We start from the raw sequence: 15,266 nt of genomic DNA, 5'->3' as shown, positions 1-15,266 counted from the left end.
ACCCGAGTCTACCGCGAAATTTCCCTTTGGTAGCGCTCACTTTCACAAGATTGTATGTTGCTCCGCAAAACGGACCGGTCCCCTGCAAGCGGTTCGGTGCGATTATCGCGCCCGAAAATGACAAAGGGCGGTATCCGCAACAGATACCGCCCTCCCCGGTCCGGCAACTCGCAGCGCATTAACGCCGGAAATCGCCCTTCTTCTTGCTCGCGCTGGCCTTGCTGCCGGTGCTGGCCTTGCCGGATTTTGCTTTGCTCGTCACCGCCGCTTTTGCCGGTGCCTTTTTGCTAGCGGCAGCGGACTTGCTGGGCGAAGCCGCTTTACTTGCAGTGTTGCTAGCCGGTTTGCCGGTCGCCTTGGCGGCCTTGACCTTGACCCCCGCGCTGACCTGCCGTTGGCAGCTTTGCACCAGAATGCCGAGCTCGCGCAGCGCGACCGAGAACTTGGCGAACTCATGGGCGCTGCTGGTCCGGAATTCGGTCAGCAATTGCAGCCAGCGTTTGGCCTCGGCATTGTCCTGCAGCCAATTTTCCAACCGGCTGTTGGCATCCAGATCCTTGCCAGTCAACTTCAACACGGCACCGGTCAGCTGGCGCTGTTGCCAATCCAGCTCTTCCCGGAACGCCGAACGGGCAAAGGCCTGCCAATGGTTCTCGACTGGCTGGCGAACGATCTGGCTGAGGAACCAATGCAGATCGGTGCGGAAACCCAGTTTGAAATAGGTTTCTGCAACCAGCGCGACGGGTTGCTGCAGCTCTTCTGCCACTTCGGCAATGTCCAGCGCTGAGAACAAAGTGCTCATGAACGCCAGTTCTTCGGCGAGCTTCTTCGGCAAGCCGCGTTCGATATAGCGTTGGCTGTCGCCGGCCAGATCGGCCGCTTCACTCGCTTCGAGCAATTTCGGCAGCTGTGTGCGCAGCACATCAACCGCCGGTTTGAAGCGGGCAATTTCTTCAGCGAGACCGGCATTTTTGCGCCGCTGACGCATGAACCAGCGCGCCGCGCGCCGGATCAGTCGTTGCGATTCGTGCATCGCATCCAGCTGCAAAGCCGCCGGCACTTTGTTGTCGAGTGCTTCCAGCTGCTCCCAGAACTTGTCGACGGCAAAGACTTCCCGCGCCAAGGTAAAGCAGGAAGCGACTTCGGCAAAACTGACGCCAGTTTCATCGACCATCCGGTGAGCGAAATTGGCGCCACCGAAGTTGACCATGTCATTGGCCAACTGCATCGCGATGATTTCATTCTTCAGGCGGTGCTGCAGAATCGGCTCGGCGTATTTGTTGCGCATCAGCGGCGGGAAATAGCTCGCCAACATGTCGCGATAGAACACGTCCTCGACCACTTCCGGCACGTTGAGCTGGTCTTTCAGACTCATCTTGCCGTACGAAGTCAGAATCGCCAGCTCAGCCCGGGTGAGGCCCTTGCCTTTGACCAGCCGCTCCTGCATCTCATCATCGCTCGGCAGGTATTCCAGCGCCCGATCCAAACGCCCTTCCCGCTCCAGCTGATGAATGAACCGGATATGTTCTTTCACCATGCTGGCCGCGCGCGACTCGGTCACCGAAATGCTCTGGCTCTGGCGATAGTTGTCCTTCAACACATTGCTGCCGACATCATCAGTCATGTCCGCCAGCAATTTGTTGCGTTGCTTCTCGGTCATGCTGCCATCGGTCACCAGCGCATTCAGCAGGATCTTGATGTTGACTTCGTTGTCGGAGGTGTTGACGCCACCGGCGTTGTCGATGAAGTCGGTGTTGCCGCGGCCGCCATTCAGCATGTACTCGATACGGCCGAGCTGGGTCATGCCGAGGTTGCCGCCTTCACCGACGACTTTCGCCCGCAGTTCGCGGCCGTCGACCCGAATGGCATCGTTGGCGCGATCGCCGACTTCGTTGTGGCGCTGGCTGGCTGCCTTCACATAAGTGCCGATACCACCATTCCAGAACAGCTCGACTTCCATTTTCAGGATGGTGTGCATCAATTCCGGCGGCGCCATTTCGCTTTGCTTGACGCCCAGCATGGCCTGCACTTCCGCCGACAGCGGAATCGACTTGGCGCTGCGCGGGAACACGCCACCGCCTTTCGAGATCAGCTTCTTGTCGTAATCATCCCAGCTCGAGGTCGGCAGATTGAACAGCCGCTGGCGCTCGACAAAACTCTTGCTGGCATCCGGATTCGGGTCGAGGAAAATATGCCGGTGATCGAACGCCGCCAGCAGTCGGATGTGCTTCGACAACAGCATGCCGTTACCGAACACATCGCCCGACATGTCACCGACACCGGTGACGGTGAAATCTTCGTTTTGAATGTCCTTGCCGATTTCACGGAAGTGGCGCTTGACGCACTCCCAGGCACCGCGTGCAGTGATACCCATGCCTTTGTGGTCGTAGCCGTTCGAGCCACCGGAGGCGAAGGCATCGCCGAGCCAATGGTTGTACTCCAGCGAAATGGCATTGGCGATATCGGAGAACGTGGCAGTGCCTTTGTCGGCCGCAACCACCAGATACGGATCCGCCTCGTCATGCCGGACCACCTGGTGCGGCGCAATGATTTTGCCGGCAACGATATTGTCAGTGATATCGAGCAAGCCACGGATGAACATCTGATAGCAGGCAATGCCTTCCGCCTGGATGATCTTGCGATCGGTTGTCTTCGGCATCTGCTTGCAGAAGAAACCGCCTTTGGCGCCGTTCGGCACAATCACCGTGTTCTTGACCTGCTGAGCTTTGACCAGACCAAGCACTTCGGTGCGGAAGTCATCGCGGCGATCAGACCAGCGCAGACCGCCACGGGCAACCTTGCCGAAGCGCAAATGCACGCCTTCAACACGCGGGCTGTACACCCAAATTTCAAACATCGGCACCGGCTTCGGAATATCCGGAATTTTTGCCGGTTTCAGCTTGAACGAGATATAGGCCTTGGCTTCGCCGTCCTTGCCCGGCTGGAAGAAGTTGGTTCGCAGCGTGGCGTTGATCACATCGAGATACCGGCTGACGATGCGATCCTGATCCAGCGTCGCGACTTTGGCGCGCTCGGCCTTGATTTCATCGAGCAGGGCGTGCGCCTTTTTCTCGTTGGCTTTGCCCGGTTCGAAGCGGGCGTTGAACCATTCAACAATCTTGCGGGCGATTTGCGGATAAGCCGCCAGAGTCTGCTCGATGCTGCTCTGGCTGAAAGTGAAACCGATCTGCCAGAAGTATTTGGCAAAGGCGCGCAGCACACTGACTTCGCGCCAATTCAAGCCGGCGGTGAGCACCAAGCGGTTGAAGCCGTCGTTTTCCGTTTTGCCGGCCCAGGTTTCGGCAAAGGCCTGCTGAAACACATCCTTGACCGCATTCAGATCCAAGGCTGCGGCATTTTGCGGCTGCAAACCAAAATCCATAATCCAGCAGACGCTGCCGTCTTTGCGCTCAACCTCATACGGGGTCTCCCCGATAACGGTCAGGCCCATGTTTTCCAGCATCGGCAGGACATCCGACAACGGCGCCGGATTCAGCCGTTGATAGAGCTTGAAGCGCAGCGCGCCCTGCTCGGCATTCGGCGCTGCATACAGCTGCATCGCCAGCGGATTGCTGTCGGACAGCGATTCGAGATGCTTGATGTCTTCAAGGGCGACCGCGGCACTGTTCTCATCCTGGTAGCCGACATGGAAAGCATCCTGATATTTGGCTGCGAGCTTCTTGCCTTCAGCATCACCGTACTGGGCGACGACGGCTTCTTTGACTTGCTCATCCCAGGATACCGATGCATCACGCAGTTCGGTTTCCATGGCTTTGACATCGTATTTGACCCGACCCGCGTTCTCGACCGGTACGACAAAATGTACGCGCGCCAGAATCGAATCGGAGAACCAGGTGCTGAACCGAATTTCGTCGGCTTTGGCGCCAAGATGCTTGGCCAGAATGGCCTGCATTTTCAACCGCAACTTGGTGTTGTGCAGTTCACGCGGCACATAGACAAAGCAGGAGAAGAAGCGGCCATACGGATCGCGACGAACGAACAAGCGGACAATTGGCCGTTCTTTGATGTAGAGCACGCCCATGCCGATCGCCAGCAATTCTTCTGACGACATCTGGAACAGTTCATCGCGCGGGAAGGTTTCAATGATGTCACGCAGCGCCTTGAAATCGTGGCTGTTCGGCACCAGGCCGGAACGCTCGACAACTTCGAGAATTTTCTTGCGCATGACCGGAATATTGCGCGGACTGCGGTTGTACACCGTCGAGGCATACAGACCAAAGAAGCGGTGTTCGCCCACCACATCGCCTTTGTCGTTGTAACGCTTGATGCCGATGTAATCGATCTGGCCCGGCCGGTGCACGCTCGACAGCGTGCGGGTCTTGGTCAGCACCACCAGCTCTTCGTTGTTCAAGGCCACTTTCTGGGCGTCCGGCGACAGCGTCGACAACACTACCGGTTGCGCGCTCGCATCGTCCTTGCTGAGCAAGCCAAGGCTCGATTTGCGCACCGGGTTCAGTTTGTAATCGCCTTTGATTTTTTCCACGTCGTAGGCGCGGTAGCCCATGAAGATGAAATGATCGTCGAGCAGCCATTTCAGGAAGTCACGCGCTTCGGCAACGGTGGCCGGCGCAATGGCGGGCGGATTCTTGCTGAGCTCGTCGTTGATGCTGTCCAGTTTTTCCCGCATCGACTGGTAGCCGCTGACGGTCAGGCGGACATCGCCGAGTACCCGCAGCAGATCCTGCTCCAGTTGCTTGCGCTCGCCGGCGTCGGCAATGTGATCAATCTCGATAAACATCGGCGTTTCACAGCCGGCGCCGGACAGCGTGGTGATCTTTTCGACTTTCTCGATGCGGCCGTCTTTGCCGCGCTGAATCCGCATCGGCCGGTGCACGTGCAGATGGGCCGTCAAGCCCAGACGGTTCAACTCCATGCGCACGCTGTCGACCAGAAAAGGCATGTCATCGACATTGAGTTCGATGACCGTGTTGCGGGTCTGCCAGCCTTCTTTGCTCTGGCTCGGATTACTGACCCGAACGGCTGCGCGGCCGCTCTGATAGTCCTGCAAGTATTGCCACAGATTGGCGGCAATCGCCGCCAAATCGGCCGCGCTGCGCCGCGCCAGATCCTCTTCCGATACCGAGCTGTAGAACAGCCGGGCAAAATCTCCCGCCAGCGCCACTTGTTTGGCGGGCAAGCGCGCCTTGAGTGCCTGAATGACACCGTCGATGACGACATTCGATTGAGCGGATGAATTTGCTGACGTTGCTTGCGGCATGGAGACAACCTCGGTGTAAGAACATCTGGGTCTGACAACAACCCTGCAGATGAGCAGAAAACGGCCAACTGGCGCCGGCCCGTAAAATGCCGGCAATTCTAGGCCATTGGCGGTGGAAATACACGGTTTGGTGCAACTCATCGCACCACAGTGGTGCGCATAAATATGAGCAATTTTCCCGCGCAAAACGCTTGCTTAGTCTAGTCAACACTCTGCGTTTTTATGCTCGGTCGTGCCGAAGGGAAAAACTGCTGGGTGCAGCGCTGATTGGTCATGCGCTGATCGGGGCTGCAGAAACGACAAAGCCGACCACAGGGTCGGCTTTGTCGTTTTCCGGGGCAACCCGGCTACTTACTTTTTCTTGCGCGGGAACAGATACGCAGCCAGTGCCGGCAACAACAGCACTGCGCCAATCATGTTGACGATGAACATGAAGGTCAGCAGCTTGCCCATGTCGGCCTGGAATTGTAGCGCCGAGACCATCCAAGTGGCCACGCCAATGGCCAGGGTCAGGCCGGTGAAGAACACCGCGCTGCCCGTGACGTGCAGGGTTTCCCGGTAGGCCGACTCGACGCTCTGGCCGGCGCGCAGCAGGCCGCGCATGCGCGAGAAGATGTAGATGCCGTAGTCGACCCCGACGCCGACGCCGAGCGCCACCACCGGCAACGTCGCCACGGTCAGACCGATACCCAGCCCGGCCATCAATGCTTCGGCCAGGAACGACACCAGCACCAGTGGCAGAATGACGCAGATGGTGCCGCGAACGCTGCGGAAAGCAATCAGGCACAACAGAGTCACGGCGGCATAAACACCGAGCAGCATCGGCCACTTGGCGGCGGCCACCGCTTCGTTGGTCGCGGCCATGACGCCGACGGCGCCGGTTGCCAGCCGGAAGGTCAAATCGTCGCGGCTGTTGGCCTTGGTATAGCGTTTGACCTCGTCGATGACCCGGCTGATGGTGTCGGCTTTGTGATCCTGGGTGAAGATCATCACCGGCACGACGTTGCAGTCACTGTTCAGCAGACCGGTCGAGGACGGGATGCGCTGGGTCGCCTGCGCCAACACGTCCTGGTTGCGCGACAGCACCCGCCAGTTCAAGTTGCCCTCGGAAGTTGCCGAGTTCACGATCTTGGCGATATCGGCCAAGCTGACCACCGATTGCACACCTTCGACGTTGCTCATGTGCCAGGCGAACTCGTCGATGGCATTGAGCCGGTCAAAATTCGAACAGGCTTCCTGGATACCGTTGGCGGCCTCTTCACTGCCTTCCGGCGGCTGCTTGACCTCAACAATGACCGAAATCAGATCGACACCGATCGAGAATTTGCTGGTGATGAACGCAGTGTCTTTGTTGTAGCGCGAATCCGGCCGCAGCTGTGGCGCTCCAGCTTGCGAGTCACCGACATACAGTTTTTGCGAGCCCCAGAAGCCGACACCGAACAGCACCAACGCCACCACAATGGTCAGTGCGGCGCGACCGGGGCGGGCGAAGCCGGCAATCGAATCCCAGAACTTGCCCTGAATGGCCTGCTGGCGGGCAAATGCCGCAGCGAAACCGCTGCCCGGACGGGTCCAGCTGAGCAGCAGCGGCAGCAACACCAGATTGGTGAAGATGACCACGCCGACACCAATCGCCGCCGTAATGGCCAACTCGCGAATGATGTCAATTTTGATCAGCAGCAAGGTCAGGAAGCCGAGCATCTCGGCCAGCAAACCGGCAGTACCCGGAACCCAGAGCCGCTCGCAGGCAAGCTTGGCGCAATCGAGCGGAGTTTTACCGCCGACAAATTCGGTGGCAAACACGTTGACCACCTGCACGGCGTGCGACACCCCGATCGCGAACACCAGGAAGGGCACCAGGATTGACATCGGGTCGATGCCGAAACCGAACGTGGTCAGCAAGCCCAGCTGCCAGATCACCGCGATCAAGGAACAAACAATCGACCACGCCGTCAGCTTGCCGGAGCGAGTGAAAATGAACAGCAGCACCGCCGTGATCAGGATGGCAACGGCGAAAAACGCCAGCACACCTTTGGCGCCGTCGCTGACATCACCCATGACCTTGGCAAAGCCAATGATATGGACCTTGACCTTGTCATCCTGGAATTTGCCGCGAATATCGGCTTCCAGCGCCTTGGCAAACTCGATGTAATTGAGCTTCTCGCCGGTTTGCGGATCATTTTCCAGCAGCTGGGCGCTGATCATCGCCGCCGAGAAATCATTGGCAACCAGCCGGCCGATGATGCCGGCCTTGAGTACGTTTTCACGTACCCGCTCCAAATCTTCCGGTACCGGTTTGAAATCGGCCGGCACTACCGGTCCGCCTTCAAAGCCTTCTTCCGTGATCTCGGTGAACCGAGTATTCGGGGTGAACAGCGAGGAAACCTGCGACGGGTCGACGCCCTTTACCGACTGTACGGCTTTGGTGACCGCTTCCAGCCGTTCGAAAAAGGTCGGGGTGAAAATATCACCGGCCTTGCCAGTGTCATCGCCGACCGCTTCCAGCGCGATCAACACCCGGTTGGCGCCGCCAAACGATTGTTGGTACTGGAAATAGGTCTGCATGTATTCGTGCTCTTGCGGCACGTTTTTCTTGAATCCGGCATCGATTTTCAGATGCGCCGCCGACCACAGCATGTACAGCGTAATCAGGCCGAATACGGCCAGTACGATCTTGCGGGCATCAAACAGCGACTTGACCACGCCGCTCAGCGAACCCGCTTGTTGATTGGTGGAACCTGTCTGCATGGCAACCTCTTACTTCGCTTGCTCGGCAGCCAGCGACTGCACGGATACGCCATCTTCGGCGGCGATCAACAATTGTTCGGTACCCACCAGCTCGACGGCCGCAATGGCTTTGCGGTTGCTGCGCTGCTGGCGGGCAAAGCTCAGGCCATCGTCACGGCTGATCAGCATCATGCCGTCCATGCCAACAACAATGACTTCACCGGTGCCCACGGCGATATCGTTCAGTCCGGAATGGACTCCGGTATTGATATGGCTCCAGCTGGCGCCGTTATCGGCCGAGCGGAACAGATTGCCGCGCATGCCGGCAACAATCAGCGCACCTGACGCGGTTTGCCGGGCGGTGAAAAACGTACCTTCATACGGCACATTCAAACGGGTCCAGTTCGCTCCCTGATCGGTGGAGCGGGCGACGAAGCCGGCCTCACCCACCACCAGCAAGCTGTTGTCACGCAGGGTGATCAGCCGATACAGATGCGGAAAGCCAAAATCGGGCAAATCGAAGGCCGCCACCTCTTCCTGCTGCCAGGTCTGGCCGCCATCGTTGGTATGCAAAAACAAGCCATAAGCGCCGACTGCATAGCCAATCGATTCGGTGCTGAAATGAATGTCCAGAATCGGATTGTCCTGATCGCTGCTGGGCTCTGACCGCAGCACATTCCAGCTGTCACCGCGATCGTTGCTGACCAGCAGCACGCCATCGTGGCCGCCGGCAAATACATGGCCATTGCTGCGAGCGACCGCAGTCAGCGTGGCACGGGTCGGAGCCGGTGCCTGTTGCCAGGTTTGGCCCTGATCATCCGAATGCAGAATATGGCCGCGCTCACCAACCGCCACATAACGGCCGTCGGCCAGTTCGGTCAGGTTGAGCATCAAGCTCTTGGTCGCACGCGGCGCCAGCTCCGCCTCATTGGCATGACTGGCAAGCGCCAGCACGCCAACGGCGATGAGGGAAAGAGTTCGGATCACGGTTGTGCTCACAGCAGGGAAATCGAAAACAACAGTATGGCCATTTTAGCCGACCGGAAATGGCAGCGGCCGGTTCGCACCGGCCGCTGCCGCAGTACAGCGCGGGCAGAACTTAACGCCGGCCCTGACGTCGCAGCGCGTCCGGGGTGAAGTCAGACGCCGTCCGCTTGGCATCAAAGTCGTACGGCTCGTCTTCGTTGTCGAGGCCGACAGCCAGGTAACGGCGCGACTGCAGGTCATGAATGACCTCCAGCGTCGACCATTGCACCGGCAGCTCGTAATAGTTGATGGCATGGGCAACCGACACGCGCCAGAGCACATCGCGATCGTCATACATGTCAGCAACCGAGACTTGCCAGCTGTCTTCGTCGAGGAACATCACACGCTTCTTGTAGGCGTGACGCATGCCGTCCTTGAGCGTGGCTTCGACGACCCAAACCCGATGCAGCTCCCAACGAACGTAATCCTGATTGATGTGACCGGCCTTCAGGATCTGATCGTATTTCAGCTGGTTCGAGTCGAGCTTGTAGGAGTTGTACGGAATGTACATTTCCTTCTTGCCGATCAGCTTCCAGTTGTAACGGTCTGGTGAGCCGTTGAACATGTCGAAATCGTCGGTCGTACGCAGGTTGTCAGCGGCGGTACCCGGCGCATCGTAAGCCACGTTAGGTGCGCGACGCACCCGTTGCTGACCGGTGTTGTAGGTCCAGGCCTGACGCGGTTTGGCCACCTGATCCAGGGTTTCATGAACCAGCAAGGCCGTACCGGCCAGACGCGACGGTGAAGTCACCCATTGTTTGAAGAAGAACAACAGGTTGTCACGCTCCAGCTCTTCCGGCGTCATGTTCGGCCGCATGTAAGCTTGATCCAGCTCATCACGGAATTTCACCAGCGTGTAGGCACCATTCGGCATCACGGCGGCTTGGCCGGTATCGCGGGTCACGGTCACACCGCGGAAACGGGTGATGTGATTCCAGATCGCCTCAGTACCGTTGGCCGGAATCGGGAACGGCACGCCGATGGCGGCGCCCTTGAAACCGTTGCCGCTGGCCAGCAGTTCACCAGTCGTCGCATTGCGCTTGATGGCATCATAGACGTATTGCGGTGATGCTGCCGAACGCCGGGTCGGATACACATTCATCTTGAATGTGTCCGGGTAGGTTTTCAGCAGCGCTTGCACGCCAGGCGAAAGCTGATCTTTGTACTGATCGGCATTCTTGCTGGTGATCGTGAACAACACTTTGTCGTTCGGGAACGGATCAACCATGTGCTTGCCTTTGACAAAACCTGCCGGCGGCTTGGTGATACCACCCTCCCACGCCGGGATGGTGCCATCCCGGTTGCCGGCGCGCTCAGCGCCGGTCGGAGTCAGATCCTTACCCAGCCGATCAGCCTGATCCGGGCTGACTTTTGCAGCCGCACTGCCGGCAAATGCCACCAGCAGAGCGGAAAGGACGAGCGTTTTCTTATTCAGTGTCTGCATGTTGCTGATCCCGTCTGACTTAGATGGAGTAGCTCAAATAAGCGGAGATGAAGTCACGATCCGACAGCGGATCCTGATCATCATTGCCAAAGAACGCGGAATAGCTAATATCCCAGCGCCACTTCTGTAGATAATCAAAGGTCACGCCAAACGTCGCGGCCTTCCGATCTTCCATGAAGTTGCTGATCGGCGCCGGGGTATAGCCTTTAACGTCATGCTGGAAAACAAGGCGCGGGGTCACGTTGACACCCCAAAACGCGTCGTTATATTCGGCCCGCACGATCATCCGATAACCCCAAGAGTTAGCCGTGGCAAACTCATTGGTTTCAGTACCTTCGCACTCACCAAATGCACCGGTAGTGGGATAGAGATCTGGGCGTACGTTTCGTTGCACGCAGGTGAATCCGTGGGTGCCTGCGGCATAGCCCAAACCAAAACCTGCTCGGTCCGGATTTCCCGAACGGGAGGTGCCGGCGACTTCGAAACGTAGCTCATCCTGACTCGGCAAATCCGGAATCCAGTTGCCACCAATTTCGGTCAGGAAAGTAAACTGGTCGGCCCCGATCAAACTACCGAACAACTTGGTGAGGGTGATTTGTGCTTGGTAGGTATCGAACAGGCGATAGCCGGAAATTTCCTGACCCGGTAGCGCCGCGCGTTCCGGCGTAATCTGGCTCGTACCAGCAGCAATCAAGCCAACTGGTTCCAAGGTTTTAAACAGCAACTCGACATCATCGATCTGCAGCGGCTCGTCTTGCCGCTGCGACACTTCACCGGCGATCGACCAGCCGCTATCGGTCGAAGTATTGAACGAAATACCCAGCAACTTGATGTCTTCCGGATACTCAAAGAAGCCTTCGACAAGCGTACCGTTGTGAGCGTTCGCCGAAATCACCGGCCGTTTATTGTGGTAATTGATGTAGTAGAAGCCAAACTCAGTGTCACCCAGCATTTCTGACAACCAGCTCAGCTTGACACCGAATTGGCCATGGTCAGAGGCATCACGATCAGCTGTCCGGCAGGCTTGTGTGGTCGCGTTGCTTTCCGGCACTTGGCCAAACAACAAATGAACCATGCCAAGCGAACCATTGCAGGCACTCGGTACCGTCACCAAACCGCCAGGAGTCAGAAGCTGGGCATCTTCATTGATTTCGGTATCGCCGACAAAGTCCTGAGTCGACAGGAAGGTGCCTGGCGAATCAAACACTACCGGCTCCCACTCGAACTGGGCATAGGCCTCGACGCCAACGTTTTCGGCGATCTGATATGAAGCCCAGATAGCTTTGGCCGGGATAAAGGCTTCCTTCAGTTCGGCTCCCGGAACCCGTAGTTTGGCCAGATCGAGCGCGTTGGCTTCGGAAATACTGTGTTGGATCAGGGTGCTTTCACCCCAGTTGAAGACCTGCTCACCAATCCGGACCTGGAAAGGCCTCTCGAACAGGTTGCCGCCCAAATAGAGATAGGTATCCAGTAACCGAGCATCTTCGCCCTGACGGTCTAGGGCCGCATCCGACAATTCCTTGAATTCGCGGTCATCGCGCATCAGCTCATAGTCATAGAGCCAAGTGCCGCGAACGAAAATACCGTAGCCATCAGCATGATGTAGATCAAGCTCATGCAGGCCCTTGATCGCTTTCGAGAAGGTTTCGCCCTTATCAAAGTTCAGGTTGCCATCATCATTATTGTTCGACCAAGCGGTACCTCCGTTGGCTTTGCCAATTTTGGCCTCATCCCGGTCTTCCATCCGCCAGCCGGCGCCGACGGTGAAGGTGGAGTCGAAACTGCCTTCCCAATTACCGGCCGAAATATCCACGGCTTTGGCCGGTTGGGCGGCCGCCATGCTCAACAACACACCGCTGGCTACGGCAGTCAACTTATGCAGACGAGCAGACATCGTTTGCTTTTCCCCTGTTTTTGTCATTGTGAACCTTCCCCGAGATGTGTTGGATGAGTGGTTCGCCGCTGGCCGGCGAAACTGCGCAGACCAGCGAGGCCTGAAAACGCACGGCCGATACTAACAACAGGTTGGAGGTGTCGCAAGCGGCCCGACCTCTTGCCAGAAAAAGGGCATTTTTCGGCCAGAAAATCGCCATTTTGCTGCATCGCAACACGAAAGAAACTGACTGAGGTTCAGCAAATTTCAGGCACGTTCGACAGTAGCGATTGCCTGCCTGCGCTCGAATTGCTCGCGCAGAAATTCACTGCACTGGGCAACGCTGAGTGGTCGGCTGTAATGAAAGCCTTGAATGATGTGACAGCCCAGCTCATGCAGAAAACGCTGCTGCTCAGCCGTTTCCACGCCTTCGGCGACCACGTCCAGTTTCAGGGCGTGCGCCATCCGGATGATGGCGGAGACAATGGCGACATCTTCATCATCGCCCGGGATATCGCGAACAAAGCTCTGGTCGATTTTCAGGGTAGAGATCGGGAAGCGCTTCAGATAGCTGAGTGACGAATAGCCGGTACCAAAATCATCAATGGACAGCTTGACCGACATCGCACGCAACTCGCCCAGCGTGCGCATCACATGTTCTTCGTCTTCCATCAAAAAGCTTTCGGTCAGTTCGAGCTCCAGCCCGGTTGCCGGCATCTGGGTTTCTTCCAGAATGCTCTGCACCAGCTTGGGAAACTGCGACGTGCGGAATTGCCGGCCCGATACGTTCACTGCGATATAGCTCGGGGCAATGCCTTCGCGGTGCCAGATAACATATTGCCGGCAAGCCTCTTTCAGCACCCACTCGCCCAGCGCCAGAATCTGGCCGTTCTCTTCGGCCAGACTGATGAAATCCCCCGGCGAAACCAAACCACGGGTGCCGGACTCCCAGCGCACCAGCACTTCCATGCCGATCACATCGCCGGTGGCCAGCCCGAGCTGCGGCTGAAAGTTCAGGACAAATTCCTGCCGCTCGATGGCGTAGCGCAAATCGCGCTCCATGCCGATGCGCGCCAACGCCTGCTGCTGCATTTCCGCAGTGAAAAACTCGTAGGTATTACGGCCGCTGTCTTTGGCTCGGTACATCGCCGCATCGGAATTGCGGATCAAATCTTCCGGGGTATCGCCGTCGCCGGGAAAAATACTGATGCCGATGGAGCCACCGACCAGACAGTCGTAACCATCGATATTGATGGGCCGCGACAGCACCTTGAGCAGGGTCTGGGCAACCGTGCCGGCATTCTTGGCGCCATAAATCGGTGACAGAATCACGGCGAACTCATCGCCACCAAAGCGGGCGATGGTGTCGCTCTCGCGGACGCAACTGCGCAGTGCGTCGGCCACCGACACCAGCAATTTGTCACCGGCCGAGTGGCCCATGCTGTCATTGATGTTCTTGAACCGATCCAAATCGATAAACAGCAGCGCCAGATTGGTTCCCTCGCGGCGCGCCCGCGACATCGACTGACGCAGGCGATCAACAAACAAGGTTCGATTCGGCAGCTCGGTCAGCGCGTCATAATTGGCCTGATAATTGAGCCGCTCTTCGGCCCGCTTGCGTTCAGTGATGTCGGAGGCGATCAACACATATTCGACGATGTGGCCGGCATCATTGCGCACCGCATTGATGCTGGTCCATTGCGGATAGACGGTGCCATCTTTTTTCCGGCACCAGATTTCGCCCTGCCAGACATTCTGTTTCTGCACCTGGGCAAAAATGTGCTCGTACAACTCGGCTGGCTGCTTGCTGGAAAACAGCAGCCGCGGTGGCTTGGCCATAACGTCATTGGTCACGTAGCCGGTGATGCGGGCAAAAGCGCCGTTGGCCATTCGGATGCGGCGCTCGGCATCCAGCACCAGAATGATGTCAGACGCCGCGTCGAACACCACAGCGGCCTGGCGCAGGCTTTCTTCACGGCGCTTGGCTTCGCTGGCATCGGCCAACAGCACCAGCAAGCCGGCTTGCGGCTGGCCCGGCTCGAGGGCAGAAAACACCAGTTCACACCAGAAACTGCGGCCGTCGTGCCGCTGCAATTCCACCGCCGTTTCGACCTGGGCGTTCTGCATCAGCTTGGGCAAGGTTTGCAGCAAGGCCTGTTCAAACGGACTGGCCGCGCCGAACACTTCTGCAGTGGTCTTGTTCTCGACCCGCTCGCGGGTTGCACCCAACAACAGGCAAAAGCTGTCATTGACCTGAACGACCCGGCGACCGCGCAGCACCAGCATGCCGACCGGCAACCGCGCCAGCAGTGCCGCCGCGGTATCCGGCGCAACCCCTTGCGACTCGGAAAATTCCAGCACCAGTAGTTGGCCAAAGCCGCTGGCTTCGGTCGCAACCGGATAGGCGAAAATCGACAGCCGACGGCCATCAGCCTCGATCAGCCCCTGCCAACTGCGTCCTTCCAGGCAGCGTTGCTTCAATTCCGGCCAAGCGGTGGGGGTCGTGGCAAAGACCGAGCGGTCGAGCGGCGTGGTGGACAGCTGTTCGCTGCTGATATCAAGCAGATGGGAGACGGTCACCCGCTGTGCCAGCACCTGGCCCTTGATGTCGGCCAATAGAGCAGCGGAAGCGACGTCGGGCCCGCGATTCCAGTCTTCAACAAAACGGCGCTGGGAATGGCGCTGTTTGAGCGAACGCAGCAATAGCCACAGCAGAACCATGGCCAGCAGCAGCAAGCCGGCGCTGATGATGCGCAGCACAAGCAAAGAGACTGGAATCGGCAGCCACGGCAGCAAGGCGGCCAACACCAGGCTCAGCAACAGACCTGTAAGCAGTCCCCGCTCCGACGACTGCACGAACATCAAGCACGCTCCTTGTTATTTTTGGCGACGATCGCGTTTTTTGCGGCGACCGCTGGTGCGATAAGGATTTGGGACAATCACTACCGCCTACACAA

Annotated in this window: 6 protein-coding genes; all 6 read right to left on the bottom strand. The window is 58.0% G+C overall.

Annotation, left to right across the window (positions count from 1 at the left end):
* Nucleotides 1–178: 178 nt before the first annotated feature.
* Complete coding sequence (locus HPT27_RS09485) at nt 179–5,239, bottom strand: NAD-glutamate dehydrogenase (protein ID WP_172242252.1); 5,061 nt, start codon at nt 5,237–5,239, stop codon at nt 179–181.
* 351 nt (nt 5,240–5,590) lie between these two features.
* Nucleotides 5,591–7,987, bottom strand: a complete 2,397-nt coding sequence (locus HPT27_RS09480; protein WP_172242249.1) for an efflux RND transporter permease subunit — start codon at nt 7,985–7,987, stop codon at nt 5,591–5,593.
* 9 nt (nt 7,988–7,996) lie between these two features.
* Entirely contained in the window at nt 7,997–8,953 is a 957-nt protein-coding gene (locus HPT27_RS09475) for a WD40/YVTN/BNR-like repeat-containing protein (RefSeq protein WP_172242246.1), read from the bottom strand.
* Nucleotides 8,954–9,065: 112 nt separating this feature from the next.
* Complete coding sequence (locus HPT27_RS09470; protein ID WP_211197915.1) at nt 9,066–10,436, bottom strand: DUF1329 domain-containing protein; 1,371 nt, start codon at nt 10,434–10,436, stop codon at nt 9,066–9,068.
* A 19-nt stretch (nt 10,437–10,455) separates the two neighbouring features.
* On the bottom strand, nt 10,456–12,330 hold the full coding sequence (locus tag HPT27_RS09465; protein WP_172242243.1) for a DUF1302 domain-containing protein: 1,875 nt from the start codon (nt 12,328–12,330) through the stop codon (nt 10,456–10,458).
* Nucleotides 12,331–12,576: 246 nt separating this feature from the next.
* Nucleotides 12,577–15,171 carry a putative bifunctional diguanylate cyclase/phosphodiesterase gene (locus HPT27_RS09460; protein ID WP_172242240.1) on the bottom strand — a complete coding sequence of 865 codons (2,595 nt, stop codon included), beginning with the start codon at nt 15,169–15,171 and terminating at the stop codon, nt 12,577–12,579.
* Between the last annotated feature and the right edge of the window lie 95 nt (nt 15,172–15,266).

The sequence above is a fragment of the Permianibacter fluminis genome (genome assembly GCF_013179735.1).
In the GTDB taxonomy this organism is placed as follows: Bacteria; Pseudomonadota; Gammaproteobacteria; order Enterobacterales; family Permianibacteraceae; genus Permianibacter; species Permianibacter fluminis.
This window is presented reverse-complemented; position numbering and strand designations above follow the sequence as displayed.